A 26,864-nucleotide genomic window follows, 5' to 3' on the forward strand; every position below is an offset into this window, starting at 1 on the left:
CCTTTCAGGGACGCAATATGTTCACGTGCGGAACAAAGTCTCGCAGGTCCGGTATTCCGTTGAATGACGAGCAGGTGAAGGAAGGGCGGCTGACCTGCGGTTTTCAGTCGTCCTGTGTGGTGACCCTCACACGGGCCGCGATGGGGAGGTGGTCGCTCGCCGTGGCCGGGAGGGTCCAGGAGCTCTCCGGTTCGGCGCCCTTGACCAGGATCTGGTCGATCCGCGCCATCGGGAACGACGCCGGCCAGCTGAAGCCGAAGCCGCTGCCCACGGCACCCTGGGTGGAGCGCATCTGGGAGGTGACGGCGTTCAGGGCGCGGTCGTTCATCGTGCCGTTCAGGTCACCGAGCAGGACGATGTTCGGCAGCGGTTCGTCGGCGATGGCCTCGCCCAGGGCGTCGGCGCTCTTGTCCCGCTGACGGGCCGTGAAGCCCGCTTCCAGCTTCACCCGGACCGAGGGGAGGTGGGCGACGTAGACGGCGACCTGGCCTGCGGGGGCGTCCACCGTGGCGCGCATCGCGCGCTTCCAGCCGAGGCGGATGTCGACCGCCTTCACGTCGCTCAGGGGGTACTTGCTCCACAGGCCGACGGTGCCGACCACCTCGTGGTACTCGTACGTCGACGCCAGCGCCCGCTCGTACGTCGGGACCTGCGACGCCTTCAGCTCCTCGAGGGCCAGCACGTCCGCGCCCGAGGCGGCCACGTCGCGGGCGGTGGCGGACGGGTCCGGGTTGTCGGCGTTGACGTTGTGCGTGGCCACCGTGAGGTCGCCGCCCGTGGCGGTCTTGTCGGTGAGCAGGCCGCCGAAGAGGTCCAGCCAGACGGCCACCGGCAGGATCGTCGCGATCAGTGCCGTCGCCGACTTGCGGATCAGGCCGAGGACGAGCAGCACGGGGATCAGCAGCCCCAGCCAGGGCAGGAAGGTGTCCACCAGGCTGCCCAGGTTGCCGATCGCGTTCGGGATGTGGCCGTGGGCCAGCATGACCAGCGCCAGCAGGACCGCGCAGGCGGCCAGGACGAGGCCGCGGCGCCAGATGCGGCGGTCGCCGCGCCAGCCTCTGGTGAGGCGCTCGCGCAGGCGCCGGAACCGGGTCGGCTGCGGCCCGGACCCCGAACCGCCGTTGTCCGTCTCCGTCATGTACGCCTGCTGCGCCATACCGTCGCCTCACAACCTGCCGTGCACGCCGTCACCCCGTGTTCGTGAAGACCCTAGGGGATGATCGGTTCTGTTCCTGCCGCCCCGCGACGGCCGTACGGGGGCGAGGACGCGCGGGGGCGCTCGGGGAGTTCCGGGCGGGGGTGGTGAAAGCGCCCTCTGTGACGAAACGCGCACGCTGCGGTCAGCCGCTGACGGGGCGTAGGCCCTCGAGGAGGGTGTCGACCACCTGTTCGGCGAGGTCGTCCGGGAGGTCGGCGTCGGGGCGCAGGACGGTGCGGACGAGGAGGGGACCCACGACGATGTCGTTGAGGAGTTCTATGTCGACGTCGGCGCGCAGTTCGCCGGTCTCCCGGCCCCGGCGCAGCACCTCCAGGCCGAGTCTGCGGCGCGGCACGATGACGGTGTCGTGGTAGGCGGCCCAGAGGTCGGGGCTGCTCTTCATCTGGGCGCGCACGTTGTGCAGGATCGCCGAGGTGCGGCCCGCCAGGCCCCGCCGGCGCAGGGACTCCAGCAGGACCACGAGGTCGTCACGCAGGGACGTGCCGGGGAGTTGGGGGTCCGGCGGCTCGGCGGCGCGCATGACGTCGACGAAGAGCTGCTCCTTGCCGCTCCAGCGGCGGTAGATGGTGGCCTTGCCGACGCCGGCGGTGCGGGCGATGCGCTCGATGGAGAGCTCGGCGAGGGGCACGCCGTCCTCCAGGAGTTCCATCACTCCCTCGATGATGGCGCGTTCGACCGCCTCGCTGCGGGGGCGCCCCCGTGCGGGGCCGTCCCGCCGGGGGTCGGTGCCGGCCGGGCTCACGTCGTCGGGTCCTTTCGGTGGGCTGGGACGATTCTCCCCGGTGGGTGGTGGGAACGGTCCACCGCCCAGGGGTTCTCAGTCCGCCGCCGAGACCAGTTCCCGCTTCCCCCCGTCCCCTTCGGACGTCGGCGTACGGCCGGGCAGGAACACCACGGCGACGATCGCGCACAGCACCGTGATGCCCGCTCCCCACAGCGCCGTGATGTGCATCGCGTGCAGGAACGCGTCGTCGGCCGCGCCGGCCAGGACCTCGCCGCGCGCGCCCAGCCGGTCCGCCACGGCCAGGGTGGCCTCGATGGACTCACCGGCGGCGTGCCGTGCGCCGGGCGGCAGCAGGCCGAGCTCGTCCTCGACGCCGTTGCGGTAGGCGGTGGACAGCACCGAGCCGAGTACGGCGATGCCGAGGGCGCCGCCGACCTGGCGGAAGGTGTTGCTCAGGGCGGAGGCGGAGCCGGCCTTCTCGCGGGGCAGGGCCTGCATGATGACGACGCTGACCGGTGTCATGACGTACGCCATGCCGGTGCCCATGAGGAAGAAGACGACTTCCAGCGTCCAGATCGGCGTGTCTCCGTCCAGGGTGGCGAACGCGGCCAGTGTCCCCGCGAGCACCACCAGGCCGGTGGCCGTGGTGGCCTTGTCGCCGAAGCGGTCCACCAGGAGGCGGGCCTGGGGCGCGAAGATCATCTGCGTGGCGGCCAGCGGCAGCATCAGCAGCCCGGTCTCCAGCGGCGAGTAACCGCGCACGCTCTGGAGGTAGAACACCGCGAAGAACGTCACGCCCATCAGCGCGAAGAAGACCAGCGCGACCGCGGCGATCGCGGCGGAGAACACCTTGTTCCTGAAGTAGGTGACGTCGACGGACGGGTGGTCGCTGCGCTTCTCGAACGCCACGAACGCGGCGAGTACGGCGAGACCGGCGCCGATCGTCGACACCACCGTGACGTCGGTGAAGTCGGCGAGCTGGCCGCCCTTGATGATGCCGTAGACCAGCAGGACCAGTCCGGCCACGGACAGGACGACGCCGACGGGGTCGATCCGGCCCGGGTTCGGGTCGCGGGAGTCGGGGACCAGCCACAGCATCAGGGCGACGGCGAGGACCACGATGGGCACGTTGACCAGGAAGACCGAGCCCCACCAGAAGTGGTCCAGGAGGATGCCGCCGGTGATCGGGCCGATGGCGATGGCCAGGCCCACGCCGCCCGTCCAGACGCCGATGGCCTTGGGCTGTTCGTCGCGTTCGAACACGTTCATCAGGACCGCCAGAGTGGCCGGCATGACGAACGCCGCGCCCAGCCCCATCACCGCGCGGAAGCCGATCAGCTCGGCCGGTGAGCCGGAGAACGCGGCGAGCGCCGAGCCGGTGCCGAACGCGACGAGACCGCCGATCAGCATCTTCTTGCGGCCGAGCCGGTCACCCAGCAGCCCCGCGCTGAAGAGCAGACCGGCGAAGACGAGCGTGTAGGCGTTGATCGCCCACTCCAGCTCGCTCTGGGTGGCGCCCAGGCCGGTGGGTGCGGGGGTGGAGATCGTCTTGATGGCGACGTTCAGGATCGAGTTGTCGAGTACGACGATCAGCAGGCTCAGCATCAGTACGCCGAGGATCGCCCAACGGCGCCGGTGCACGGCCTCCGGTACCCGGCGGGCAGGGGTGGGGGGAGGAGTCATGCGGTCCAGAGTAGTCATTTACGATACGAGACCGTCTCGTATCGAAAGCGTTTCGCCCAGTTCTTGCCGGAATATTGCACGGTGGAACTCACAGGGATGCCTCTGGCCCTCGTCCGGGCGAGGTGCCACCATGGATGTGGTCCGGGGACGCCGTCAGGGCGCCTCGAGATGACGTGTTGGGAGACGGTTCAATGACGCAGCTTTCGGCTGCCCAGACCGGGACGACGTCCGGTTCCCCCTCCGACGGCAGGACGCTGTACGGGGGCAAGGGCACGCGCCGTATCACTGTCCGCGACATCGCCGCCGCCAAGGAGCGCGGCGAGAAGTGGCCCATGCTCACCGCGTACGACGCGATGACCGCGTCCGTGTTCGACGAGGCCGGTATCCCGGTGATGCTCGTCGGCGACTCCGCGGGCAACTGCCACCTCGGGTACGAGACCACCGTGCCCGTCACCCTCGACGAGATGACCATGCTGTCCGCCGCGGTCGTACGGGGCACCTCGCGCGCCCTGATCGTGGGCGACCTGCCCTTCGGCTCCTACCAGGAGGGTCCGGTGCAGGCGCTGCGCTCGGCGACCCGGCTGGTGAAGGAGGCGGGGGTCGGCGCGGTGAAGCTGGAGGGCGGCGAGCGGTCGCACCGGCAGATCGAGCTGCTGGTGGAGTCCGGGATCCCGGTGATGGCCCACATCGGGCTGACGCCGCAGTCGGTGAACGCGATGGGCTACCGGGTGCAGGGGCGGGGCGAGGAGGCGGCGCAGCAGCTGCTGCGGGACGCCAAGGCCGTGCAGGACGCGGGGGCGTTCGCGGTGGTGCTGGAGCTGGTGCCGGCGGAGCTGGCGGCCGAGGTGACGCGGGTGCTGCACATCCCGACCGTCGGGATCGGGGCCGGGCCTCAGACGGACGCGCAGGTGTTGGTGTGGACCGACATGCTGGGGCTGACGGGTGGGCGTGTGCCCAAGTTCGTCAAGCAGTACGCGGATCTGCGTGAGGTCATGAGCGGGGCGGCGAAGGCGTTCGCCGAGGACGTGGTCGGCGGGACCTTCCCGACGGAGGCGCACTCCGTGCACTGAGCCATTGCCGCACCACCCTGTCGGCCCCGTCGATCTTCCCCCGTCGGCGGGGCCGGCGCATGTCCGGGCTGGGCGGGGGGTGTTACGCAGCCCGGCGCTTGCGGGGTGCCTCCCCCAGAGGGGGTACCCCCAGCCCACCCGTGCCGCCCTGGGGGCACCTCCCAGGCCTTTAAGGCACTGGGGGAGGCACGACTGCCCGCGGGAGCGGCAGGAGGGGCAGGAGCGGCGGCTCATGCGGCTCGGGGGAAGCGGTGCCGCCGGGTATGGCTTTCCGCCTCGGTGTGGTGTGGGGCGGCGTTGCGGCGGGTGGTGCGGCGGAGACGGAGGGCCTGCCGGACCTGGCGCTCGTGCTCCGCGCGGCGGAGAAGGTCGTCGTGACGGAGCTGGTGGAGTGCGTACTCGAACATGGTGTGTTCCCCCCGGAGGAGTCGGTGTCGGTCATCGCTTTCCGCGATGTCTCCACCTTCGTCTCCGAGGCGGGTCCGCCACATCGGGAGGGTTCCGTATCTTCCGGCCGGCGCGGGGCCTTAGGAGGTACTTAGGCCGCCTAAGCCCTCAGTTGCTGCGCCACCAGCCCCGCCGCACCGGCGACCGCGAGCGCCATGGCCGCCGTACGCGTGTGCCGCGCGTTCAGCCGCCGGGTCAGCGGACCGGCGAGCAGCACGCCGGCGACCGCCGCCGGCGCGAGCAGTACCGTGCGCTGCAGGGTGTGCGCCCCGACCGCCCCCGCCGCCGCCAGCGCGACCAGGCTCATCAGCGAGCCGGCCAGGAAGAACGCGCTCATCGTGGCCCGCAGCCGCGGCCCGCTCAGCCGCTGCCACACCATCGCCATCGGCGGGCCCCCGATGGAGGTCGCCGTGCCCATCAGCCCCGACGCCATCCCGGCCAGGAACACCGAGGAGCGCCGCGCCCGGGGTACGTACCCCGCCGCGCTCACCGCGACGCCGGTGAGCACCACCCCGGCGATGAGCAGTGCGAGGTACTTCGCCGGCAGCACCACCACGAGCAGCGCGCCCGCGGCCGCGCCCGGTACCCGTCCGACGAGGGCCCAGCCGCAGCCGCGCAGGTCCGCCGCGCCCCGTTCCCGCGCCAGCACCGCCGCCGTCACCCCGGCGGCGAGCAGCAGCACCACCGGTGGTGCCAAGGTGGGGTCGACCAGGGAGAACACCGGCGCGGCGATCATGCCCAGGCCGAAGCCGACGGACACCTGGAGCACCGCGCCGACGCCCACCGTGAGGGAGAGCAGGGCGAACTCCGCGCCGGTCATGCCCACGCGGGCCGCGCCTCCAGGGGGAAGTGGCACAGGGCGGTGTGGTCGTCGCCGTCGCCCTCGGACTCCCGGACGACGACCGGGGGCACCTCGGTGGCGCACGTGTCCTCCGCGCGCCAGCAGCGGGTGCGGAAGCGGCAGCCGGAGGGGATGTCGAAGGGCGAGGGGATCTCGCCCTTGAGCCGGATCTCCTGGTCGTGGGCGGCACGGGTGGCGTCCAGGACCGGGGCGGCCGACATCAGCGCGGCGGTGTAGGGGTGCTGGGGGCGGTCGAAGACGTCCTCGGTCCCGCCGTGTTCGATGACCTTGCCCAGGTACATCACCGTCACCCGGTCGGAGATGTACCGCACCACGGACAGGTCGTGGGAGATGAACACGTACGCGACGCCGAGCCGGGACTGGAGTTCGGAGAGCACGTTGAGGACCTGGGCCTGTACCGACAGGTCCAGGGCGGAGACCGGTTCGTCGCACACGATGAGGTCGGGGTCCAGGGCCAGCGCGCGGGCGATGCCGATGCGCTGGCGCTGCCCGCCGGAGAACTCGTTGGGGTAGCGGTGGGCGTCGCTGTCCCGGAGCCCGACCAGGGAGAGCAGTTCGCGGATCCGCTTCTCGCGCGCCTTCGCGTCCGGGACGACGTCCTTGTGGGTGCGCCAGGGCTCGCCGATCAGATCGGCGGCCGACATGCGGGCGTTGAGCGAGGCGAAGGGGTCCTGGAAGACCATCTGGACGCGGCGCCGCCAGTTCAGCAGTTCCTTGCCGCGCAGGGCGAACGGGTCGACGCCGTCGTACCGCACCGTGCCCGCGTCGGGGCGTTCCAGGCCGAGCAGCACCCGGGCGAGGGTGGACTTGCCGCAGCCGGACTCGCCGACGAGCCCGAGGGTCTCTCCCCGGCCGAGCCGTACGTCCACCCCGTCCAGGGCGGTCAGTCGGCGGCGGCCGCTGCCGAAGCTCTTGGTGACACCGCGGACCTCCAGCAGCGGCGGGTGTCCGTCGGCCCGGGGCCCGGCGGTCTCGGTGGTGGTGCGGGACTCAGTCACGGTCGAGCTCCTCGGAGAAGTGACAGGCGGCCGACCGTCCGTCGCCGGTGGCGCGCAGGGACGGCCGTTCCCGTACGCAGCGTTCCCGCACCAGCGGGCAGCGGGCCTGGAAGACACAGCCGGGCGGCACCGCGCTCAGCTCGGGCGGGCTGCCGGGGACGGCGGGCAGCGGCTGTCCGCGTTCGGCGTCCTCGGGGACGGAGTCGAGCAGTCCGCGGGTGTAGGGGTGGCGGGGTGCGGAGAAGACGTCGCGCACCGTGCCCTGCTCCACGACCGTTCCGGCGTACATCACGACGACGTCGTCGGCGCGCTGGGCGACCACGGCGAGGTCGTGGGTGATCAGGACGACGGCCATGTCCCGCTCGTCCTGGAGGTCCCGCAGCAGCCGCATGATCTGGGCCTGCACGGTGACGTCGAGGGCGGTGGTCGGTTCGTCGGCGATGAGCACGTCGGGGTCGAGGGCGACGGCCATCGCGATCAGCAGCCGCTGGCGCATGCCGCCGGAGAACTGGTGCGGGTAGGACTTGGCCCGTTGCCTCGGTTCGGGGATGCCGACGCGGGTCATCAGCTCGATCGCCTTCTCCCGGGCCTCGCGCCGGGAGAGTCCGCGGTGGATGCGGAACGGCTCGCCGATCTGCCGGCCCACCGGCTGCACCGGGTTGAGGGCGGTCAGGGCGTCCTGGAAGACGATGGACAGGACGGGGCCGGCCAGTTTGCGGCGCTCGGCCGGGCTGAGCCGCAGGGTGTCCTCGCCCCTGACCCGTACGGCGCCTCCGGTCACCTCGGCCGCGGGGTCGAGCAGGCCCACGACCGACAGCGCGGTCATCGACTTGCCGCAGCCGGACTCGCCGAGGAGGGCCAGGGTGCGGCCGCGGCGGACGCTGAAGCTGACGCCGTCGACGGCGCGTACCGTCCCGGAGGCCGTGCTCAGGTCCACGCACAGCCCTTCGACGTCGAGGGCGGGGCCGGGGACGGACGGGGCGGGCACGGATGCGGATGCGGTCGTCACGGGATCATCTCCGGGGGAACGGCGGCGGAGGCTCCGCGGCGCTTGCGGGGCAGCGTCAGACGCCAGCGCTGGGCGGGGTCGGTGGCGATGCGGGCCCAGGCGGCGAGCACCGTGGCGGACACGGTGGTGAGCACGATGGCCAGCCCGGGCAGCACGGTGATCCACCAGGCGGTCTGGAGGTACTGCCGGCCCTGGGCGACCATCAGGCCCCAGCTGACGTCCGGGGGCTGGATGCCGATGCCGAGGAAGCTCAGCGAGGACTCGGTGAGCATCACGAAGCAGAAGTCGAGGGTGGCGACCGTCAGCAGCGTCGGCAGGGCGATCGGCAGGATGTGCCGGTGGATGATGTGCCGGCTGGGGGTGCCGAAGGTGCGGGCCGCGTCGACGAACAGACGGCTCCTCAGCTCGGCCGCCTCCGCGCGGGAGGTGCGCAGATACACGGGGATGCGGGCCACGGCGAGGATCAGCACGATGTTGAGTGCGGAGGGCGAGAAGACGTACAGCACGACGACCGCGATGAGCAGGGAGGGGAAGCTGAGGATGACGTCGGCGACGCGCATCGCCACGCTCTCCCGGCGGCCCCCGTGGTAGCCGGCCCACAGGCCGATCGCCGATCCGATCACCAGGGAGCAGAGCACCGCGGGGACGGCCACGGACAGGGTCGTCGCGGCGGCGTCGATCAGCCGGGCCAGCACGCTGCGGCCGAGGACGTCGGTGCCGAGCAGTCCGTAGAAGCCGTCGCTCAGGGAGGGCGCCCGCAGGGAGGCGTCCAGGTCCTGGCGTTGTGCGCGGTCGCCGATGAACAGCCGGCCGAAGAGGGCGACCAGGACGACCACGGCGAGGACGACGGCTCCGACGGCGGCGGTGCGGTCCCGGCCGAGCAGCCGCCACCAGCGCGGTGGGCTCTTCCGGGCGGGGGCGGACTCGGGGGCGTCCGCACGGCCGTCCGCGGCCGCGGTCTCTTCTTCGGTCATGATGCCTCCTTCGCTCACGCCGGCACCGCCTGACGTACTCGGGGGTCGGTCAGCGCGTGGCAGACGTCGACGAGGATGTTCAGCGCGAAGATCGTCACGGCGGTCAGCAGGACGGCCGCCTGGAGGACCGCGAAGTCGCGCTGGAGGATGGAGTCGATCATGAGTTTGCCGATGCCGGGCCAGCCGAAGATCGTCTCCACGATGACGGCGCCGTTGACCAGGCCCACCGTCAGGTCACCGGCGACGGTCAGCACCGGCGTCACGGCGTTGCGCAGGGCGTGGCCGAAGATCACCCGCCGGGGCGTGGCGCCCTTGCTGCGGGCGATCTTGACGTAGGGCGCGGAGAGCGCGGAGACCATGCTGCCGCGCACCACCTGGACCAGTACGCCGAACGGGCGGATCAGCAGGGTCGCGACGGGCAGGACCCAGACCTCGGGTCCGCCCAGGGTGCCCGAGGTGGGCAGCCAGGCGAGGCTCACGCCGAAGACGAGGACGCCCATGACGGCGAACCAGAAGTCGGGGATGCTGGCGGCCGTCATCGACAGCAGGCTGGCGATCCGGTCGACCAGGGAGTTGGGCCGGTAGGCGGCCAGGCTGCCGATCAGCACCGCCCCGGTGATCGCGAGGAGCATGGTGACGCCGGCGAGCTGGAGGGTGACGGGGAAGGCGTCCAGCACCATCTCGGTGGCGGACTGCCCGGTCCGCAGCGAGGTGCCGAAGTCCAGGTGCGCGGCGTCGACGAGGTAGTTCCACAGCTGGGCCGGGACGGAGAGGTCGAAGCCCTGCGCGGCGGAGAACTCCGCGCGCTGCTCGGCGGTGGCGCTCAGCGGGAGGTAGAGGTCGACCGGGTTGCCGGTCATCCGGGCCAGGAAGAACACGCCCAGCACCACGCACACCAGGGGGACGGCGCTGGAGAGGATGCGTTTGCGCAGAAAGGTGACCATGTCAGTGCTGTCCCGCCTTCGCCGGGCTGACCTCTGCCAGCCGCATCTCGTCGCCGGTGGCGGAGTTCGGCTCGTACCGGATGGACGGTGACAGGCCGAGCAGTCCGCTCATGTGGGCCAGGTGGGCGTACTGGACGACCGACCTGTTCTGGTCCGCGAGCAGGCCGGCGAAGGCCTGCTGCCGCTGCTCGCCGGAGAGCGCGCCGGCGTCGGCGATGCGCCGGTCGAGTTCCCCGGTGCCGAAGGTGGACTGGGGGCCGTCGCTCAGCAGGTACTGGCTCGTGGTGAAGGCCGCGTCACCGGCCTGGTTGCCGTGCATGATCAGCAGGGCGATGGGGCCGACGTTCTCGGGCAGCGGCCGGAGCTGGTACTGGAGCTGGGTGGCGGTGTCCGCCATCCGGACCTTGACGTTCAGTCCGATCCGCCGCATCTGGTACTGGAGCGCCTCGGCCGTCTCCGACACCCCGGAGAACATGCCGTTGCGGGCGACCAGGGTGATCTGCCGGCCGACGGGTACGCCGTCGGCCTCGGCCTCCTCGATCAGGGCCCTGGCCTCCGCCACGTTCTGCGGGGTCGGTTCGATCTCCTCGTCGTGTCCCACCACTCCGGGCGGGACCAGCTGGCCGGCCGGTTCGGCGAGTCCGCCGAGCAGGGCGTCGATGATGCCGTCCCGGTCCACCGCCAGGTCGACGGCGCGGCGTACCCGGATGTCGTCGAGCGGTGCCTCGCGGCCGTCCAGCCGCAGCGCGGTGGTCTCGTTGTTGGGGTAGGCGACCGTGGTGTCCTTCTCCGCCTCGACGGGGTCGAGGGCCACGGCGATCTCCGCCTCGTCCTTGTCGATCATGGCGGCGCGGACACTGGCGTCGCTGCGCCACACGTAGCGGGCGCGGGGGAAGTCCGGGGCCTCGCCCCAGTAGCCGTCGTGGCGGCTGAGGTCGATCGCCGCTCCGGGCTGCCAGGAGCTGACGGCGTAGGGGCCGGTGCCGACGGGGACACGGACCTTGGCCTCGGCGTCCGTCGTGCGCGGCACGATCTCCACGAAGCTCAGGCGCAGCGGCAGGATCGGGTCGGGCTGCTCGGTGGTGACGGTCAGCCGGGTGTCGCTCTCCGCCTTCACCTCCAGGTCCTCGTCGCCGAAGACATAGCCCTCGACGTTGCAGGCGAGGTCGGAGTTGACGGCCCGGTCGATGGAGAAGGCGGCGTCCCGCGCGGTGAACGGCTCGCCGTTCTGGAAGGTCACCCCCTCGCGCGTGTCGAAGGTCCAGGTGCGGTCGCCGGTCCGTTCCCAGCCGGTGGCGAGCAGCGGGTGCAGCTCGCCGGAGTCGGGGTCGCGTTCGACGAGGGGTTCGGTGATGTTGGACCGGACGACCACGCCGGTGCCGGTCAGCGACGCCTCGCAGGGTTCCAGGGTCGGTGGTTCCTGGGTGAGCACCACCCGCAGGGTGCGTCCGTCGGCACGGCCGGCGTCACCGGCGGCGCTGCCCGCCACGGCGCAGCCGCTGGACAGCAGCACCGTGCCCGCCAGGAGTGTCGCCGTCGGCGCGCGGCGGCGCCTTCGTCCGGTGGGCGGGTGGGAGGAAACGGAGAACTTCATCGTCGGCCTGTCTCCGGTGAGTGCTGGTGTGTCGCGTTCCACGTACGGCGACTGCGAGAGGCTGTCTACACTTGCGTACCCGGTCCGCATCTGTGAACGCCGAAGCTAAACCGGCACCGTGGCAGCGTCAAGACGTGCGCAGGAACGGATTCGCCCCGCCCCGCCCCTGCCCCCCAGACCCTCCGGGCCCGGCCGGGCGCCCGCGCCGACCCGTCGCGACGACCACGAGATCCCGCCCCAGAGGTCGGAGCGCCGCATTCCGCAACCTCGCCGACGACAGGAGAACACCATGTCCAGCCCCGGCACCACCCCCGACGTCCCCGCCGGCCCGGCCACCCTGCTCCAGGTCTCCCCCCTGCTCCCCCGCCTGGAGCGGGCCCTGGCCGAGCGCCACCGCACGGTGCGGCTGCACGAACTGCCCGACCCGGACGGCTTCCTGCGCGACCGCGGCGGGGACGTGGTCGCCGCCGTCACCAGCGCGCGGTTCGGGGTCGGCGACGCCCTGATGGACGCCCTGCCGAACCTCCGCGCGATCATGCACTTCGGCGTCGGCCACGAGACCACGGACGTGGTCCGCGCCCGGGCACGCGGCATCGACGTCAGCAACACCCCGGACGTGCTCACCGACTGCGTGGCCGACCTCGCCGTCGGCGCGCTGATCGACGTCATGCGCCGGATGTCGGAGGCCGACCGGTACGTGCGGGCCGGCCGCTGGAGCACCGCGCCCTTCCCGCTGGCCTCGCGGGTGAGCGGCAAGCGGGTCGGCGTGCTCGGGCTGGGCCGGATCGGCCGGGCCGTGGCGCGACGGCTCGAGGGGTTCGGTGTGGAGGTGGCGTACTGCTCGCGCGTCCCGGTGCCCGGTGTCGCGTACCGCCGCCTGCCGACCGCCCGGGCGCTGGCGGAGTGGTGCGACGCGCTCGTCGTCACGGTCGCCGGAGGCACCGGCACCAAGGGCCTGGTCTCGGCGGAGGTGCTGGAGGCACTCGGGTCCGACGGGTATCTGGTGAACGTCGCGCGGGGCAGCGTCGTCGACGAATCCGCCCTGGTCGCGGCGGTGGAGGCGGGACGGATCGCGGGAGCGGCGCTCGACGTCTTCGCCGACGAGCCGCACGTGCCGCGGGCGCTCCTGGACTCGGACCGGGTGGTCCTGCTCCCCCACATCGCCAGCGCCACCCGGGAGACCCGCGAGGCCATGGGCGACCTGGTGCTGCGCAACGTGGAGCGGTTCATGACCGAGGGGGTGCTGCTCACCCCGGTACCGGAGTCCGCCCATTGACACCGCCCCACCCGGCTGTCTACAAATGAGAACGCCGACTACATATGAGGATGGCATTCATGGTTCGGACCTCAGAGCGGATCGCCGGCGTCACCGTGACCCCCGTGGCCTTCCGGGACCACCCCCTGCTGAACACGGTCGGGGTGCACGAGCCCTACGCGCTGCGCACCATCGTGGAGATCACCACCGAGTCGGGGGTCAGCGGCGTCGGTGAGACCTACGGCGGCACGGTGCACCTGGAGCGGCTGCGGCGCGCCGCCGACGAACTGGCCGGCATGGACGTGTGGAGCCTGAACGAGCTGACCGCCCGCACCACACGCGCGCTGGGGGCCGACACCACGGGCGGCGACGGCATGTCCGGCATGGTCACGGGCAGCAGCACCGTGGACCGGGTCATGTCCCCGTTCGACGTCGCCTGCCTGGACATCCAGGGCAAGCTGGTGGGCCGGCCGGTCAGCGATCTGCTGGGCGGAGCGGTGCGCGACTCGGTGCCCTACAGCGCGTACCTCTTCTACAAGTGGGCCGGCCACCCGGGCCGGGAGGACGACGATTGGGGCCCCGCCCTCGACCCGGCGGGACTGGTCGAACAGGCCCGCCGCATGATCGGCGCGTACGGCTTCACCTCGATCAAGCTCAAGGGCGGTGTCTTCCCGCCCGACGAGGAGATCGCGGCGGTCAGGGCGCTGCGGAGGGCGTTCCCGGAGCTCCCGCTGCGCCTCGACCCCAACGCGGCGTGGAGTACGGAAACGTCTCTGCACGTCGCCCGGGAGCTGGACGGCGTCCTGCAGTACCTGGAGGACCCGACCGAGGGCATCGGGGGCATGGCCGCCGTGGCCCGCGAGACACCCACGCCGCTGGCGACCAACATGTGCGTGGTCTCCTTCGACGACCTCGCCCCGGCGGTGGCGGAGGGAGCCGTGGACATCGTCCTGTCCGACCACCACTTCTGGGGCGGTCTGCGGCGCTGCGGACAGCTCGCCGCGATCTGCGAGACCTTCGGCCTCGGCCTGTCGATGCACTCCAACTCGCACCTCGGCATCAGCCTCGCGGCGATGACCCACCTGGCCGCCGCGACACCGCGGCTGACCTACGCCTGTGACACGCACTGGCCCTGGAAGCGGCCCGACGAGGACGTCGTCGACCCCACGCCGCTGCGCTTCAGCGAGGGCCGGCTCGCCGTGCCGACGGCCCCCGGACTCGGCGTGGAACTGGACCGGGACGCCCTCGCCCGGCTGCACCGGCAGTACCTCGACTGCGGACTGCGCGACCGCGACGACACCGGCTACATGCGCCGCTTCGAGCCGTCCTTCTCCGCCAAGACCCCCCGGTGGTGAGCGGCTGATGCGCATCATGCTCAACCACCGCATCCTCAGCCGCTTCCACGACCGGCTCAAGGCGTCCACGCGGGGCGAGCACGACTGGCTCGAAGCCTTCGACCTGGCCCCCGCACAGCTCTCCGAGGCCATCGGCGACATCGACGTCTACGTCGGCTCGAAGCTGAGCCCCGAGGACGCCCGGCGCGCGCGGCGGCTGCGGCTCGTCCATGTCGTCGGCGCCGGCTACGACGGCATCCCGCTGGACGCGCTCCACCCCTCGGTGACCGTCGCCACCACCCACCACCACGGCCGCTCCATCGCCGAGCACGTGCTCATGTCGGTACTGATGCTCTCCCGCGACGTCCTGGGCGCCGACCGCGCGCTGCGCGCCGGACGGTGGCGCAACGTGGCGGTCGATCCCGGACTGCCCTTCGGGACCACGCTGCGGGGCCGCCGGGTCGGCATCGTCGGCTTCGGCGAGACCGGCACCGAGGTCGCCCGGCTGTGCCAGGCGGTCGGCCTGCGCGTCCGCGCCGTACGACGTGACCCCTCGGCCCCGTTCCCCGCGGACCTGCGGCCCGACTGGATCGGCGGCGACGACCGGTTGCCGGAACTCCTCGCCGACTCCGACGTCGTGGTGGTCACCGTCCCGCTGAGCCCCGCGACCCGCGGACTGATCGGCCCCGCCGAACTGAAGGCCATGGGCCCCGAGGCCCTGCTGGTCAACGTGGCGCGGGGGCCGGTGGTCCAGGAGGAGGCGCTCCACGAGGCGCTCCGCTCCGGCACCATCGCGGGCGCCGCGCTGGACGTGTGGTGGTCGGGACCGCCCGACGCGCCGAGCCGGCTGCCCTTCCACGACCTGCCGAACGTACTGATGACCCCGCACCACTCGGGCCACACGGCCGACACCTTCGCCGCTCGCGCGACCGAGATCGCCGGGAACATCGACCGGCTGGAGCGGGGTGAGGCGCTCACCCACGTGGTCCGCGCCGGTACCCCCTCCCCCGACCACTGACCACACCGCTCCCGCCCCTCACCCAGAGTAGGAAACCACCCATGCTCGAAGGCGTTCTGTTCTTCCCCGTCACCCCGTTCACCGCGGCCGGTGACGTCGACCTCGACGCCCTGCGCCGGCACATCGCGGCCGGGGTCGACGCCGGCCCGGGCGGAGTCTTCGTCGCCTGCGGCACCGGCGAGTTCCACGCCCTGGACCACGAGGAGTACGGCGCGGTCGTGCGCACCGCCGTCGAGGCGGTGGACGGACGCGTCCCGGTGTACGCCGGGGCCGGCGGCGCCGTCGGCCAGGCCCGCCGGCTCGCGCGGGCGGCCGATCGGGCCGGTGCGGACGGTCTGCTGCTCATGCCGCCGTACCTGGTCGAGGCCCCCGCGGACGGGCTCGTCGCCTACACCCGCGACGTGGCCGGGGAGACCGCCCTGCCGCTGATCGTCTACAACCGGGCGAACGCCCGCTTCGACGAGCGCTCGGCGGCCGCGGTCGCCCAGCTTCCCACCTGCGTGGGCTTCAAGGACGGCACCGGTGACCTCGACCTGCTCGCACGGATCGTCCCCGCCGTGCGGGAGGCGCTCGACGGGACCGGCAAGGAGTTCCAGTTCTTCAACGGCATGCCCACGGCCGAGGCGAGTCAGCTCGCGTACCGGGCGCTGGGCGTGGAGCTGTACTCGTCGGCCGCCTTCGCCTTCGCGCCCGACGTCTCCCTCGCCTTCCACCGCGCGGTGGAGGAGGGCGACCAGAAGCGGATCGACGCGCTGCAGCGCACCTTCTTCCACCCGCTGGTCCGGCTGCGCAAGCGGGTTCCGGGGTACGCGGTGGCGCTGGTGAAGGCCGGGGTCACCCTGGAGGGCCTGGAGGCCGGCCCGGTCCGCCCGCCGCTGACGCCCCTCACCGCGTCCGAGACCGAGGAGCTGGCGGCCATCATCGCCGAGGCACGCGCCGTACTCGCCTCCTGAACACGCGTGAGGGGTCCCCGGGCACCCGGGGACCCCTCACGGCCCGACTCAACCGGCCGCCGGCAGGCCCAGGAGCACGTCGGTGTACTTGAGGACCGCCAGCAGCAGTCCGATGACGCCGAGCGACACGCCCGCCCAGGCGACCGACTTGATCCAGGGCGCCTGTACCGTCCGGCCGGGCGTCCCGAACGCGGGCCTCGCCAGCACCACCACGCCCACGATCAGCGCGGTCAGCGCGAACAGGCCGCCCCACAGCGCGCTGGTGTGCCAGGCATCCCCGTAGATCTCCTTGACCTGGGTGGCGACGCCGGCGTCCGCGGCCGTCTCCAGCTGACCCACGAGGGTCTCCCGCGCGGCGGCCACCGTGCCCAGCCAGCTGCCGGTGAGCGAGACGAGGCCGAGGGCCGCCGAGACGACCGCGGCGGCGCCCTGTCCGACACCGGACGGGGCTCGGTCCTCGGTCTCGGGCGCGTCCTGCGCCGCTTCCGGTTCCGCTTCCGTCTCCGTGACGTCGGCGTCGGCGTCGATGTCGATGTCGATGTCGGCGGACTCAGTGGCGTCCACCGCCGTCTCATCGCGCTCGGTGTCGGCTCCGGTTTCGTCCACTGTCCTGGTTTCCATGCCCCGCACCGTACGGACGCTGTCTGAGAGTCCGCTTAATGATCGTTGTGCGCGCGCCACTCCGGGGCCAGGACGGACCAGACCTCCAGGTCGTGGCGTACCCCGTGGTGGAGGTGGGCCTCGCGGCGGACGCCGTCCCGGGTCATGCCGAGCCGACGGGCGACGTCGATGCTCGGCCCGTTGCCGGCCGCCGCGACCCATTCGACCCGGTGGATGCCGCGCTGCTCGACCGCCCAGTCGATGAGCACCCGCATCGCGCGGGTGACGAGCCCGCGCCCGGTGGCGGCGGGCTCCAGCCAGCAGCCCACCTCGCAGGTGCCGTTCCCGGCGTCGAAGTTCAGGGTGAGCACCCCGCCCACGAGCGTGCCGTCCAGCCACAGCCCGTGCAGCGAGGCCGTGTCGGCGGCGCGCCAGTCGGCGTACCGCCGCAGCACCTCCCGGGCGCCGGCCACGTCCGTGGCCTTGGCGCCGAAGGGGATGTACCGGTTGATGAACTCCCGGCCCCGGTCCAGATGGGCCAGGAACTCCTCGGCGTGCCAGGGCTCCAGCGGGCGCAGTTCGGCTCCGTCGTCACCCAGTGGTATCGCGTACATCCCGCTGCTGCTCCTCCTCGGCCAGCACGTCCGCCACCTCGGCGTCCGTGGCGGCGGCCAGCCTCTCATGGGCGGCCCGGGCCTCGGGCGGCTCGATGCTGATCCGCGGCAGGATCCGGTCCAGCCGGCGCGGCAGCCACCAGTTGGCGCCGCCGAGGAGGTGCATGAGGGCGGGGACGAGCAGGGTGCGCAGGACGAAGGCGTCGAGGGCGACGGCCGCGGCGAGCGCGATGCCGAACATGGCGATCACGCGGTCGCCGGTGAGGACGAAGGCGAGGAAGACCGAGATCATGATCACGGCGGCGGAGTTGATCACCCGGCTGGTCTCGGCGAGACCGACGCGGACGGCGCGCCGGTTGTCGCCGGTCTCCAGCCACTCCTCGTACATCCGGCTGACCAGGAAGACCTGGTAGTCCATGGAGAGCCCGAAGAGGACCGACACCATGATCACGGGCAGGAAGGGCTCGATGGGGCCCGCGCTGCCGAGGCCGAGCAGTTCGCTGCCCCAGCCCCACTGGAAGATCGCGACGACGACGCCGAAGGCGGCGGCGACGGCGGCCACGTTCATCGCGGCGGCCTTGAGCGGGATGCCTATGGAACGGAAGGCGAGCAGGAGCAGCAGACAGCCCAGGCCGATCACGACACCGACGAAGAGGGGCAGCTTGTCGACGATGACGTCGGCGAAGTCGTCGTACCCGGCCGTCACGCCGCCGACCTGCACGTCGAGCGAGGTGCCCGACTCGGCCCGCGGCAGCACGTCGTCGCGCAGCCGGTCGACCAGGTCGCTGGTCCGCTTCGACTGCGGGGACGACTCCGGTACGACGGTGAGGTAGGCGGTGTCGCCGCCCTGCCCGTAGGTCACCGGCGACGCCGACGCCACACCGTCGGTGGCGCGCAGGGTGGTGCCGAGGTTGTCCAGGGCGAGCCGGTCCTCGGCGCCGTCGACGTGGGTGACGAGGGTGAGGGGGCCGTTCACACCGGGGCCGAAGCCGTCGGCGAGGAGGTCGTAGGCCTGGCGGGTGGTGGACGCCTTGGGGTCGTTGCCCTGGTCGGAGGTGCCCAGGTGGAGGGAGAGGGTGGGCAGCGCGAGGACGGCCATGACGCCGACGGCGACCGCGCCGAGCAGCTTGGGGTGGCGCTCCACGAACGCCGACCAGCGGGCGGCGAACCCGGTCGGCAGCTCCGGCTCGGGCCCGTGCTCCGCCAGCCGGCGCCGCTCGCGGCGGCTGAGCGCGCGCATGCCGATGAACGACAGCAGGGCGGGCAGCAGGGTGACGGAGGCGGCGACGGTCAGGACGACGGTGAGCGAGGCCGCTATGGCGACGCCGTTGAGGAAGTTCAGCCGGAGGATCAGCATGCCCAGCAGGGCGATGCACACGGTGGCGCCCGCGAAGACGACCGCCCGTCCGGTGGTGGCGACGGCGTTGGTGGCGGCCTCGGTGACGGTGAGGCCGCGCTTCAGTCCGCGCCGGTGCCGGGTCACGATGAACAGCGCGTAGTCGATGCCGACGCCGAGCCCGATGAGCATGCCGAGCATGGGGGCGAAGTCGGCGACGGTCATGACGTGCCCGAGGAGCACGATCCCGGCGTAGGCGGTGCCGACGCCGACCAGGGCGGTGGCGATGGGCAGCAGCGAGGCGGCGAGCGAGCCGAAGGCGAGGAACAGGACGACGGCGGCGACCAGCACGCCGACGATCTCGGCGGTGTGTCCGCCGGAGGACTCGCCGAGCTCGACGGCGCTGCCGCTCAGCTCGACCCGGAGTCCGTCGGTCTCGGCGGCCTCGGCCGTCTCCACCACGGCGGCGGCCTCGCCCGCGTCGATGTCCTTGGCCTGGTCGTCGAAGGTGACCGTGGCGTAGGCGGTACGGCCGTCCGCGCTGACCCGGCCGGCGCCCTGGTCGTCGTACGGACCGCTCACGGCGGTCACGCCGGGCAGGTCCCCGATCCGGTCCAGGGTGCGGGTCATGGTCTGCTCGACGCCGGGGTCCCGGACGGTGCCGGACGTGGTGTGCCAGACCACGTTGTCGCTGTCGCCGCCGAGGTCCGGGAAGCCCTCCTCCAGCAGTTGGGCGGCCCGCCCGGACTCGGTGCCGGGCACGTGGTAGTCGTTCGAGTAGGCGGAGCCGGCGGCGAAGGCGCCTGCGGAGACCCCGCCGAGGGCGAGGAGCCAGAGCAGAACGGTGATCAGACGGCGTTGGACACACCAGCGTGCGAGGGCTGCCACGAAACGTGCTCCCGGAGTGACTGAGGTGTGGATCTTTGACCGGGAACAGTCGACCGCGAACCGAACATCCCGCAAAGAACGCATGGGCGATGCACTGACCACTGTTGCAGGCAAGAGTGATCACTTGTCGGCTTCGTGTACTAATTCACATTTCTTGAACAACTGACCACGGACCGCTGGCCTCTGCCCTCTGGCCTCCGCCCGCTGGCCTCTGACCGCTGACCGCTCAGTCGAACTGGTCCCCCAGCGCCATGACCATGAGCCCCGCGATCAGCAGCCACAGCGCCCTGCGGGTCCGCCCCCGGGAGCCCAGCCCCGCGGCCAGGGCACAGACGGCGGCCCCGCAGGCGTACGCGACCGGGACGAGGACCGGCGCGGGGCCGGTGAGGCGGAGGAGGGCGGCGGCCGCCCCGGCCGACGCGAGTACGGCACCGGCGCCCGCCGCTGTCCAGCGGGCCCGGCGCGCCTCCCGCGAGGCGTCTTCGGTGTGAGCGTCCGGGAGCGGTTCTGAATCGGAACGTCCACTCATGGCGCGCGAGCGTAGCGCCTGCGGCCCGGAAACCCGGATGCGGGGGTGCGGGTCCGGCTGCTAACGTCCGCCGCTCCGACGTTCCGCGGCAGTCCGCCGCCGGCCGAAGCAGGTGCTTTGATGTTTGTCCGCCCGATCTCCGACGCGACCCTTTCCCTCTTCACGGCCCCAAGGAGCCCGTTCACCGATGTCGGACATCACATCGCACACCCCGCACGACGACCTCGCTAGCCTCCTCACCCTGCCCCGGTACCCCCGCAGCAGCGCCTACGACGCCCGCTGGACCATCGAGAACGGGATGGGCCCGCACGCGCTGTGGCTGCTGGAGTGGCTCGCCCCGGCCCTCGGCCTCGACACCCTGCGCCCCGGCGCACGCGTGCTCGACCTGGGCTGCGGACGCGCCATGACGTCGGTCTTCCTGGCCAGGGAGTACGACGTCCAGGTCACCGCGGCCGACCTGTGGATCAAGCCGGACGACAACGCGCGCCGCATCGCCGAGGCGGGCGTCGCCGACCGGGTGTTCCCGGTCCTCGCCGAGGCACACGACCTGCCCTTCGGGGAGGAGAGCTTCGACGCGATCGTCTCCATCGACGCGTACCAGTACTTCGGCACCGACGACCTCTACCTGCCGACGCTGACCCGGCTGCTGAAGCCCGGCGGGCGGATCGGAGTCGTCGTTCCCGCGATGCCCGAGGAGATCGAGGGCACCGAACCGCCGGAGCACATGAAGCCCTTCTGGGACCCCGCGTTCTGGTGCTTCCACAGCCCCGCCTGGTGGCGCCGCCACTGGACCCGCAGCGGGGCCGTGGAGGTCGAGACGGCCGACTGGCTGGAGGACGGCTGGCGGGAGTGGCTGCTCTGGTGCGACGTCGTCGCCGAGGAGAGCACGGAGGAGTTCCACGTGCGGATGAGCCGGGAGAGCGCGCGGATGCTGCGCACGGACCGGGGCCGCACGCTGGGCTTCGCACGCGTGGTGGGCCGCCGCCCCTGACCGCGTGACGGCATGACCTCATGAGGGAGGGGGCGCATCGAACCCGATGCGCCCCCTCCCGCCGTCTTCGGGGATCAGCCCTCGTCGACACCCAGCTTCTGAAGGATCAGCTCCTTCACGCGGGCCGCGTCCGCCTGCCCGCGCGTGGCCTTCATGACCGCGCCGACCAGGGCACCGGCCGCGGCCACCTTGCCGCCGCGGATCTTGTCCGCGATGCCCGGGTTGCCGGCGATGGCCTCGTCGACGGCGGTGCCCAGGGCACCCTCGTCGGAGACGACCTTCAGACCGCGCTTGTCGACCACCTCGTCCGGGGTGCCCTCACCGGCGAGGACGCCCTCGATGACCTGGCGGGCCAGCTTGTCGTTCAGGTCGCCCTTGACGACCAGCTCGGCCACCCGGGCGACCTGCTCCGGGGTGATCGCCAGCTCGTCGAGCCCCTTGCCGGACTCGTTGGCGGCGCGGGCCAGCTCACCCATCCACCACTTGCGGGCGGAGGCCGCGTCGGCACCGGCGTCGATCGTGGCGACGATCAGGTCCAGCGCACCGGCGTTGAGGATGGCCTGCATGTCGGTGCCGGAGATGCCCCACTCCTCGCGGAGCCGGTTGCGGCGCACCAGCGGCAGCTCGGGCAGGGAGGCACGGATCTCCTCGACCCACTCGCGGGACGGGGCGACCGGCACCAGGTCGGGCTCCGGGAAGTACCGGTAGTCCTCGGCCTCCTCCTTCACGCGGCCCGAGGTCGTGGACCCCGTGTCCTCGTGGAAGTGCCGGGTCTCCTGGATGATCGTCCCACCGCCGCTCAGCACGGCAGCGTGCCGCTGGATCTCGAACCGGGCCGCACGCTCCACGGACCGCAACGAGTTCACGTTCTTGGTCTCGCTGCGGGTGCCGAACTTCTCGGTGCCGTTGGGGCGCAGCGACAGGTTCACGTCGCAGCGCATCTGGCCCATCTCCATGCGGGCCTCGGACACGCCGAGCGCCCGGATGAGCTCGCGCAGCTCACGGACGTACGCCCGCGCGACCTCGGGGGCACGCTCGCCCGCTCCCTCGATCGGCTTGGTGACGATCTCGATCAGCGGGATGCCGGCGCGGTTGTAGTCCAGCAGGGAGTGGGACGCGCCGTGGATACGGCCGGTGGCACCGCCGACGTGCGTCGACTTGCCGGTGTCCTCCTCCATGTGGGCGCGCTCGATCAGGACGCGGAAGGTCTCGCCGTCCTCCAGCTGCACGTCGAGGTAGCCGTCGAAGGCGATCGGCTCGTCGTACTGGGAGGTCTGGAAGTTCTTCGGCATGTCCGGATAGAAGTAGTTCTTCCGGGCGAAGCGGCACCACTCGGCGATCTCGCAGTTCAGCGCGAGACCGATCTTGATCGCCGACTCGACGCCGGTCGCGTTGACGACCGGGAGCGCGCCGGGCATGCCGAGGCAGACGGGGCAGGTCTGGGTGTTCGGGTCGGCGCCCAGCGCCGTCGAACAGCCACAGAACATCTTGGTCCGGGTGCCGAGTTCGACATGGACCTCGAGGCCCATGACGGGGTCGTACGACGCCAGCGCGTCCTCGTACGACACCAGGTCAGTCGTGGTGGTCACGGTGAAACTTCCCTCTCAGCCCAGCAGGACGTCGTCGTCGCCGAGGCGCTTCAGCTCGCGGTAGAGGATGGCGAGGTTGGTGACGACCGCGGCACCGGTGACGACGGCGTCGAGCAGCCGCAGCGTGTCGCTCTCGCCACGCGCCTTCTTGATCTGCTTGTACACACCGACGGCGCCGAACGCCGAGGTGGCCATGGAGACGTACAGACCGGACTTGGACTTCTTGAAGCCCTTGGCCTTGGACAGTGCGCTCACAGCGACGGTGCCTCCTCGATCAGCGGGTGGCCCCACTTTTCCACGAAGGCGGCCTCGACGGCGGCGCCGACCTTGTAGAGCCGGTCGTCCTTCATGGCGGGGGCGATGATCTGCAGACCCACCGGCAGGTTGTCCTCGGGGGCGAGGCCGCAGGGCAGCGACATGGCCGCGTTGCCCGCCAGGTTGGTGGGGATGGTGCACAGGTCGGCGAGGTACATCGCCATCGGGTCGTCGGCGCGCTCGCCGATCGGGAAGGCGGTGGTCGGGGTCGTCGGGGAGACGATCACGTCGACCTGCTCGAACGCCCGCTCGAACTCCTGCTTGATCAGGGTGCGGACCTTCTGGGCGCTGCCGTAGTACGCGTCGTAGTAGCCGGAGCTGAGCGCGTACGTGCCGAGCATGATGCGGCGCTTGACCTCGTCGCCGAAGCCGGCCTCACGGGTCAGCGAGGTGACCTCCTCGGCGGAGTGCGAGCCGTCGTCGCCGGTCCGCAGGCCGTAGCGCAGGCCGTCGAAACGGGCGAGGTTGGAGGAGCACTCGGAGGGCGCGATCAGGTAGTACGCGGAGAGCGCCAGGTCGAAGGTCGGGCAGTCCAGCTCGACGACCTCGGCGCCCAGCTCCTTCAGCAGCTCGACGGACTCGTCGAACCGCTGGACGACACCGGCCTGGTACCCCTCGCCGCGGAACTGCTTGACGACGCCGACGCGCATGCCGGCGACGCTGCCGTTGCGGGCGGCCTCGACGACCGGCGGGACCGGGGCGTCGATGGAGGTGGAGTCCATCGGGTCGTGCCCGGCGATCACCTCGTGCAGCAGGGCGGCGTCCAGGACCGTACGGGCACAGGGCCCGCCCTGGTCGAGCGAGGACGAGAAGGCGACCATGCCGTACCGGGACACGGCACCGTACGTCGGCTTCACACCGACGGTGCCGGTGACGGCGGCCGGCTGGCGGATGGAACCGCCGGTGTCGGTGCCGATGGCGAGGGGCGCCTGGAAGGAGGCGAGCGCGGCGGACGAACCACCGCCGGACCCTCCCGGAATCCTGGTGAGGTCCCACGGATTGCCGGTCGGCCCGTAGGCGCTGTTCTCGGTGCTGGACCCCATGGCGAACTCGTCCATGTTGGTCTTGCCGAGGATGACGACGTCGGCGGCCTTCAGCCGCTTGGTGAGCGTCGCGTCGTACGGCGGGATCCAGCCCTCGAGGATCTTGGAACCGACGGTGGTCGGGATGCCCTCGGTGGTGAAGATGTCCTTGAGCGCGAGCGGGACGCCGGCCAGCGGACCGAGCTTCTCGCCCCGGGCCCGCTTCTCGTCGACGGCGCGCGCCTGCGCCAGGGCGCCCTCACGGTCGACGTGCAGGAAGGCGTGCACCTTCTCGTCGACGGCCTCGATCCGGGCCAGGTGCGCCTCGGTGACCTCTACGGCCGTGAGCTCACCGGAGGCGATCTTCTCGGCGGTCTCGGCGGCGGTGAGCCTGATGATGTGATCGCTCATGGCGGGTTACTCCTCCCCCAGGATCTGCGGCACCTTGAAACGCTGCTGCTCCTGGGCCGGGGCGCCGGAGAGCGCCTGCTCGGGGGTGAGCGAGGGACGGACCTCGTCCGCGCGCATGACGTTCGTCAGCGGGAGCGGGTGCGAGGTCGGCGGTACGTCTTGGTCGGCGACCTCGCTGACGCGGGCGACCGCGCCGATGATGTCGTCGAGCTGGCCTGCGAAGTGGTCGAGCTCTTCGGGCTTCAGCTCCAGACGCGCCAGCCGGGCGAGGTGGGCGACCTCCTCGCGCGTGATGCCAGGCATGCAGCGATCCTCTGGGGTGAGTGTGTGTGTTTTGGGGCCAATCCTATGGGGCGGGGGCCCGTGCCCGTGAAACCCTTTCCGTGGGCCCGCCCTGTCGGACGCCGCGCGGCGTTTCTCCGCGTCGGGGTGCGGGTGCCGGTAAGCACGCCGTCACCGGCCGCAGACGGCGAGGGTCACGTCCGGCGGCGGGCGGCGGGGGCGCGTCCGGCGACGTGTCGGGCGACCGCGTCGACGCCGGGGCGGGCGTATCGCTCCAGGGAGCGGGCTGGCAGCATCGTGGTGGAGGTGCCGTCCTCGGCGTCGTGCGTCAGGGCACTGTGCCGGAGCCGGTGGAGCGTCCAGCCGTCCAGGTCATCGATGTCGTCGGGTGAGGCGAGCGGGCCGACCGGCAGCGCCGGGTTGTCGATCGCGGCGATGGGGAGGAGGGGCGGCTTCGCGCCCCGGCGGGCGGGTCCGGTCGGCGCGAGTTCGCCGACGAGCATCCACCCCCACGTCGTCAGCGAGATCCGGTAGATCCGCGCAGAGGACTTCGCGATCCCGGCACCAGTGAGGTACCGATCGACCGCCACGGTGTACGACGCGAGTGGGGCGGACACGGGCACGACGCGGGCGTGCGGCAGCCGGTGCGCGCCCCGCTTCCGAGTTCGATCACTGGTTCGATCGTCGTGCCCGCTCCGCTCTCCCGGCACTGCCGCAGCAAAACCGGCGCCCACTGCGGCAGGCGCAGGCGGGCCGCCTCCCGTCCGATGGAATGTCACGTCATGTGACGCCGAACCGCACTCTCTGCGCGGTTCCTACTCGACCGCACATCGCTGCTGTTCAGGTACTACCGCGTCCACTCGTACGCGTGATCGGAGACGAATTCGGCAAAGGCGCGCGGCGGACGGCCGGTCAGTTCGAGCACCGCAGTGCTGACCTGGTCCTCGCGTCCCTCCTTGATTCCGCGCTCGACGGCGGCAAGGGCGGCAGCGAACTCCGTCGGCATTCCGGAGGCACGGTAGGCGGCAGCCTGTTCCTCCTCCGTAATACGCTCCACCCGAACCTGTCTGCCGGTCTGCGCGGTGATGATCTGCGCGGCCTGTGGATAGCTCATCCCGTGCGGCCCGGTGATCAGGTAGTCGCTTCGAGCGTCCACCCCCAGGTCGGCCAGCAGCGCGGCAGCACTGGCCGCGATGTCCCGCGCATCGACCCACCCCAGCTTGCCGTCACCGGCTGCGGTGCGGATCTCACCGTGTCGATGGAGGTGCTCGGCCAGTGGGTGCGGGCGCAGGAAGTTCTGCATGAAGCCGGACGCGCGGAGCACGACGCCTCCGGGCTGAGCCTGAACCCGAGCGGCCATCTCCACAGCGCTGGGCGCGTTCGGCAGCACAATGGCGGAGCCGAGCATCACGAGGCGCTGGACACCGGCCCGCTGCGCTTGGCGCAGGAAGGGCTCGACCAGCGGCAGCGGGTCCACACTCTCCACCGGAGGAAGCAGGAAGACCCGGTCCGTCCCGTCGAGCGCGGGTCCGTACGTGGTCGGGTCGTTCCAGTCGAAGCGGATCGCGTCAGGATCGGCTGCGGCCGGGGTCCGGCCGGCGGCCCGAGCCCGCACACCAGCGTCGCGGAGCACTTGCACCAGCGTCTTGCCGGTCTTGCCGGTCCCTCCGGTCACGAGCACTCCGGACATCAGGCGTCCTTCCTTTCGAGCGAGTCGATCAGCCCGGCGAGACCCCCGGCAGCGGCGGCCGCCGACAGCGGGCTCCAGTAATCCCGATACAGAGCGATCAGCCCGTCACGGACCGTGAGAACCACGATGTAGTCCAGGCGGTAGGGCTGGGAGGTGGCCACGGTGCGGCCGGTGGCCGTCCACTCCACCACGACGGTGTCCGTTTGATCCGTGGGCCGCACGGTAAGCGCGGTCACCTCCTTCATGTCCATCAGCTCCGGATAGTGAGCGAGATAGGCGCGCACCTCCTCACGTCCGCGGAGAACGCGAGGGGAACTCCCGGCCGCGAAAGGGAATTCCGCAATTCCGTCAGGCACCCACAGATCTGCCACGGCGTCCATGTCTTTGGCCAGCATCAGGTCGATCATGCGGCGAAAAATTTCCTCAGGCGTGCTGGACACCATTTCTCCTCGTATTCGACAAACCGGCCGGACCACCATGCACAGCAGATGTGTGGGCGCGGAACGGACGGCC

General features: G+C 71.7%; 27 protein-coding genes. 6 read left to right on the forward strand and 21 right to left on the reverse strand.

Features of this window, described 5'->3' with window-relative positions; genetic code table 11:
• Window positions 1-103 precede the first annotated feature (103 nt).
• The 3 genes from KUM38_RS38440 to KUM38_RS38450 all read right to left on the reverse strand — a co-directional run bounded on the left by KUM38_RS38440 (window position 104) and on the right by KUM38_RS38450 (window position 3,626).
• Complete coding sequence (locus KUM38_RS38440; RefSeq protein WP_217136772.1) at window positions 104-1,156, reverse strand: endonuclease/exonuclease/phosphatase family protein; 1,053 nt, start codon at window positions 1,154-1,156, stop codon at window positions 104-106.
• Between the two features lie 184 nt (window positions 1,157-1,340).
• Window positions 1,341-1,961, reverse strand: a complete 621-nt coding sequence (locus KUM38_RS38445) for a TetR/AcrR family transcriptional regulator (RefSeq protein WP_217136773.1) — start codon at window positions 1,959-1,961, stop codon at window positions 1,341-1,343.
• A 75-nt stretch (window positions 1,962-2,036) separates the two neighbouring features.
• The gene (locus KUM38_RS38450) at window positions 2,037-3,626 is read right to left on the reverse strand and encodes an MFS transporter (protein ID WP_217136774.1); all 1,590 of its coding nucleotides are present in this window, start codon (window positions 3,624-3,626) and stop codon (window positions 2,037-2,039) included.
• 191 nt (window positions 3,627-3,817) lie between these two features.
• Here KUM38_RS38450 and panB point away from each other — a divergent pair, with 191 nt between their 5' ends.
• Window positions 3,818-4,696 carry a 3-methyl-2-oxobutanoate hydroxymethyltransferase gene (gene panB / locus KUM38_RS38455; protein WP_217136775.1) on the forward strand — a complete coding sequence of 293 codons (879 nt, stop codon included), beginning with the start codon at window positions 3,818-3,820 and terminating at the stop codon, window positions 4,694-4,696.
• Window positions 4,697-4,926: 230 nt separating this feature from the next.
• Here panB and KUM38_RS38460 read toward each other — a convergent pair whose 3' ends face one another.
• From KUM38_RS38460 to KUM38_RS38490, 7 genes are all read right to left on the reverse strand, one after another.
• Entirely contained in the window at window positions 4,927-5,103 is a 177-nt protein-coding gene (locus tag KUM38_RS38460; RefSeq protein WP_217136776.1) for a hypothetical protein, read from the reverse strand.
• A gap of 140 nt (window positions 5,104-5,243) precedes the next feature.
• The gene (locus KUM38_RS38465; RefSeq protein WP_217136855.1) at window positions 5,244-5,963 is read right to left on the reverse strand and encodes a sulfite exporter TauE/SafE family protein; all 720 of its coding nucleotides are present in this window, start codon (window positions 5,961-5,963) and stop codon (window positions 5,244-5,246) included.
• Complete coding sequence (locus KUM38_RS38470) at window positions 5,960-7,003, reverse strand: ABC transporter ATP-binding protein (protein WP_217136777.1); 1,044 nt, start codon at window positions 7,001-7,003, stop codon at window positions 5,960-5,962. Before KUM38_RS38470 ends, KUM38_RS38465 begins: the two co-directional genes overlap by 4 nt.
• Entirely contained in the window at window positions 6,996-8,012 is a 1,017-nt protein-coding gene (locus KUM38_RS38475) for an ABC transporter ATP-binding protein (protein WP_217136778.1), read from the reverse strand. The genes KUM38_RS38470 and KUM38_RS38475 overlap by 8 nt, the downstream gene beginning before the upstream one ends.
• Entirely contained in the window at window positions 8,009-8,986 is a 978-nt protein-coding gene (locus tag KUM38_RS38480) for an ABC transporter permease (RefSeq protein WP_254398304.1), read from the reverse strand. The genes KUM38_RS38475 and KUM38_RS38480 overlap by 4 nt, the downstream gene beginning before the upstream one ends.
• A gap of 14 nt (window positions 8,987-9,000) precedes the next feature.
• Window positions 9,001-9,930, reverse strand: a complete 930-nt coding sequence (locus KUM38_RS38485) for an ABC transporter permease (RefSeq protein ID WP_217136780.1) — start codon at window positions 9,928-9,930, stop codon at window positions 9,001-9,003.
• Window position 9,931: 1 nt separating this feature from the next.
• Window positions 9,932-11,524, reverse strand: a complete 1,593-nt coding sequence (locus KUM38_RS38490; RefSeq protein WP_254398305.1) for an ABC transporter substrate-binding protein — start codon at window positions 11,522-11,524, stop codon at window positions 9,932-9,934.
• A gap of 289 nt (window positions 11,525-11,813) precedes the next feature.
• Here KUM38_RS38490 and KUM38_RS38495 point away from each other — a divergent pair, with 289 nt between their 5' ends.
• From KUM38_RS38495 to KUM38_RS38510, 4 genes are read left to right on the forward strand one after another with little or no spacing between them, the layout of a single operon-like run.
• Window positions 11,814-12,800, forward strand: a complete 987-nt coding sequence (locus KUM38_RS38495) for a 2-hydroxyacid dehydrogenase (protein ID WP_254398306.1) — start codon at window positions 11,814-11,816, stop codon at window positions 12,798-12,800.
• Window positions 12,801-12,859: 59 nt separating this feature from the next.
• Window positions 12,860-14,134 carry a glucarate dehydratase family protein gene (locus tag KUM38_RS38500; RefSeq protein WP_254398307.1) on the forward strand — a complete coding sequence of 425 codons (1,275 nt, stop codon included), beginning with the start codon at window positions 12,860-12,862 and terminating at the stop codon, window positions 14,132-14,134.
• A gap of 7 nt (window positions 14,135-14,141) precedes the next feature.
• Window positions 14,142-15,131: a 2-hydroxyacid dehydrogenase gene (locus KUM38_RS38505; protein WP_217136782.1), complete on the forward strand. Its 990-nt coding sequence runs from the start codon at window positions 14,142-14,144 to the stop codon at window positions 15,129-15,131.
• 41 nt (window positions 15,132-15,172) lie between these two features.
• Window positions 15,173-16,084, forward strand: coding sequence for a 5-dehydro-4-deoxyglucarate dehydratase (locus KUM38_RS38510; protein ID WP_217136783.1), 912 nt, complete (start codon window positions 15,173-15,175; stop codon window positions 16,082-16,084).
• Between the two features lie 48 nt (window positions 16,085-16,132).
• On the opposite strand, the gene KUM38_RS38515 is transcribed toward KUM38_RS38510, so the two are convergent.
• From KUM38_RS38515 to KUM38_RS38530, 4 genes are all read right to left on the reverse strand, one after another.
• Window positions 16,133-16,705, reverse strand: coding sequence for a hypothetical protein (locus tag KUM38_RS38515; RefSeq protein ID WP_217136784.1), 573 nt, complete (start codon window positions 16,703-16,705; stop codon window positions 16,133-16,135).
• A 35-nt stretch (window positions 16,706-16,740) separates the two neighbouring features.
• Complete coding sequence (locus tag KUM38_RS38520) at window positions 16,741-17,298, reverse strand: GNAT family N-acetyltransferase (RefSeq protein ID WP_217136785.1); 558 nt, start codon at window positions 17,296-17,298, stop codon at window positions 16,741-16,743.
• Window positions 17,276-19,522: an MMPL family transporter gene (locus KUM38_RS38525; protein ID WP_217136786.1), complete on the reverse strand. Its 2,247-nt coding sequence runs from the start codon at window positions 19,520-19,522 to the stop codon at window positions 17,276-17,278. The genes KUM38_RS38520 and KUM38_RS38525 overlap by 23 nt, the downstream gene beginning before the upstream one ends.
• Window positions 19,523-19,748: 226 nt before the next feature.
• The gene (locus KUM38_RS38530) at window positions 19,749-20,051 is read right to left on the reverse strand and encodes a hypothetical protein (RefSeq protein ID WP_217136787.1); all 303 of its coding nucleotides are present in this window, start codon (window positions 20,049-20,051) and stop codon (window positions 19,749-19,751) included.
• Between the two features lie 187 nt (window positions 20,052-20,238).
• On the opposite strand from KUM38_RS38530, the gene KUM38_RS38535 reads away from it, so the two are divergent.
• Window positions 20,239-21,042 carry a cyclopropane-fatty-acyl-phospholipid synthase family protein gene (locus tag KUM38_RS38535; protein ID WP_217136788.1) on the forward strand — a complete coding sequence of 268 codons (804 nt, stop codon included), beginning with the start codon at window positions 20,239-20,241 and terminating at the stop codon, window positions 21,040-21,042.
• 74 nt (window positions 21,043-21,116) lie between these two features.
• On the opposite strand, the gene gatB is transcribed toward KUM38_RS38535, so the two are convergent.
• The 7 genes from gatB to KUM38_RS38570 form a co-directional block, all read right to left on the reverse strand.
• Window positions 21,117-22,631: an Asp-tRNA(Asn)/Glu-tRNA(Gln) amidotransferase subunit GatB gene (gene gatB, locus KUM38_RS38540; RefSeq protein WP_217136789.1), complete on the reverse strand. Its 1,515-nt coding sequence runs from the start codon at window positions 22,629-22,631 to the stop codon at window positions 21,117-21,119.
• Window positions 22,632-22,646: 15 nt separating this feature from the next.
• Window positions 22,647-22,886, reverse strand: a complete 240-nt coding sequence (locus tag KUM38_RS38545; RefSeq protein ID WP_030188427.1) for a hypothetical protein — start codon at window positions 22,884-22,886, stop codon at window positions 22,647-22,649.
• On the reverse strand, window positions 22,883-24,379 hold the full coding sequence (gatA, locus tag KUM38_RS38550) for an Asp-tRNA(Asn)/Glu-tRNA(Gln) amidotransferase subunit GatA (protein ID WP_217136790.1): 1,497 nt from the start codon (window positions 24,377-24,379) through the stop codon (window positions 22,883-22,885). The genes KUM38_RS38545 and gatA overlap by 4 nt, the downstream gene beginning before the upstream one ends.
• Before the next feature lie 6 nt (window positions 24,380-24,385).
• On the reverse strand, window positions 24,386-24,682 hold the full coding sequence (gene gatC, locus KUM38_RS38555) for an Asp-tRNA(Asn)/Glu-tRNA(Gln) amidotransferase subunit GatC (protein ID WP_006130840.1): 297 nt from the start codon (window positions 24,680-24,682) through the stop codon (window positions 24,386-24,388).
• A gap of 173 nt (window positions 24,683-24,855) precedes the next feature.
• Entirely contained in the window at window positions 24,856-25,278 is a 423-nt protein-coding gene (locus KUM38_RS38560) for a hypothetical protein (protein ID WP_308409149.1), read from the reverse strand.
• Between the two features lie 230 nt (window positions 25,279-25,508).
• Complete coding sequence (locus tag KUM38_RS38565) at window positions 25,509-26,351, reverse strand: NAD(P)H-binding protein (protein ID WP_217136792.1); 843 nt, start codon at window positions 26,349-26,351, stop codon at window positions 25,509-25,511.
• A complete protein-coding gene (locus KUM38_RS38570; protein WP_217136793.1) occupies window positions 26,351-26,794 on the reverse strand; it encodes a nuclear transport factor 2 family protein in 444 nt (147 codons plus the stop codon). The genes KUM38_RS38565 and KUM38_RS38570 overlap by 1 nt, the downstream gene beginning before the upstream one ends.
• Window positions 26,795-26,864 lie beyond the last annotated feature (70 nt).

Source organism: Streptomyces sp. AC558_RSS880 (assembly GCF_019049255.1).
Classification (GTDB): domain Bacteria; phylum Actinomycetota; class Actinomycetes; order Streptomycetales; family Streptomycetaceae; genus Streptomyces.

Excerpts from the sequence above, each read along its gene's own strand:
- KUM38_RS38570 (WP_217136793.1), bottom strand. The coding sequence starts at position 26,794 with ATGGTGTCCAGCACGCCTGAGGAAATTTTTCGCCGCATGATCGACCTG.
- KUM38_RS38460 (WP_217136776.1), bottom strand. The coding sequence starts at position 5,103 with ATGTTCGAGTACGCACTCCACCAGCTCCGTCACGACGACCTTCTCCGC.
- KUM38_RS38535 (WP_217136788.1), top strand. The coding sequence starts at position 20,239 with ATGTCGGACATCACATCGCACACCCCGCACGACGACCTCGCTAGCCTC.
- KUM38_RS38530 (WP_217136787.1), bottom strand. The coding sequence starts at position 20,051 with ATGAGTGGACGTTCCGATTCAGAACCGCTCCCGGACGCTCACACCGAA.
- KUM38_RS38520 (WP_217136785.1), bottom strand. The coding sequence starts at position 17,298 with ATGTACGCGATACCACTGGGTGACGACGGAGCCGAACTGCGCCCGCTG.
- KUM38_RS38515 (WP_217136784.1), bottom strand. The coding sequence starts at position 16,705 with ATGGAAACCAGGACAGTGGACGAAACCGGAGCCGACACCGAGCGCGAT.
- KUM38_RS38495 (WP_254398306.1), top strand. The coding sequence starts at position 11,814 with ATGTCCAGCCCCGGCACCACCCCCGACGTCCCCGCCGGCCCGGCCACC.
- KUM38_RS38440 (WP_217136772.1), bottom strand. The coding sequence starts at position 1,156 with ATGGCGCAGCAGGCGTACATGACGGAGACGGACAACGGCGGTTCGGGG.
- KUM38_RS38450 (WP_217136774.1), bottom strand. The coding sequence starts at position 3,626 with ATGACTCCTCCCCCCACCCCTGCCCGCCGGGTACCGGAGGCCGTGCAC.
- panB (WP_217136775.1), top strand. The coding sequence starts at position 3,818 with ATGACGCAGCTTTCGGCTGCCCAGACCGGGACGACGTCCGGTTCCCCC.
- KUM38_RS38490 (WP_254398305.1), bottom strand. The coding sequence starts at position 11,524 with ATGAAGTTCTCCGTTTCCTCCCACCCGCCCACCGGACGAAGGCGCCGC.
- KUM38_RS38485 (WP_217136780.1), bottom strand. The coding sequence starts at position 9,930 with ATGGTCACCTTTCTGCGCAAACGCATCCTCTCCAGCGCCGTCCCCCTG.
- KUM38_RS38480 (WP_254398304.1), bottom strand. The coding sequence starts at position 8,986 with ATGACCGAAGAAGAGACCGCGGCCGCGGACGGCCGTGCGGACGCCCCC.
- gatA (WP_217136790.1), bottom strand. The coding sequence starts at position 24,379 with ATGAGCGATCACATCATCAGGCTCACCGCCGCCGAGACCGCCGAGAAG.
- KUM38_RS38500 (WP_254398307.1), top strand. The coding sequence starts at position 12,860 with ATGGTTCGGACCTCAGAGCGGATCGCCGGCGTCACCGTGACCCCCGTG.
- KUM38_RS38510 (WP_217136783.1), top strand. The coding sequence starts at position 15,173 with ATGCTCGAAGGCGTTCTGTTCTTCCCCGTCACCCCGTTCACCGCGGCC.
- KUM38_RS38505 (WP_217136782.1), top strand. The coding sequence starts at position 14,142 with ATGCGCATCATGCTCAACCACCGCATCCTCAGCCGCTTCCACGACCGG.
- KUM38_RS38565 (WP_217136792.1), bottom strand. The coding sequence starts at position 26,351 with ATGTCCGGAGTGCTCGTGACCGGAGGGACCGGCAAGACCGGCAAGACG.
- KUM38_RS38465 (WP_217136855.1), bottom strand. The coding sequence starts at position 5,963 with ATGACCGGCGCGGAGTTCGCCCTGCTCTCCCTCACGGTGGGCGTCGGC.
- gatC (WP_006130840.1), bottom strand. The coding sequence starts at position 24,682 with ATGCCTGGCATCACGCGCGAGGAGGTCGCCCACCTCGCCCGGCTGGCG.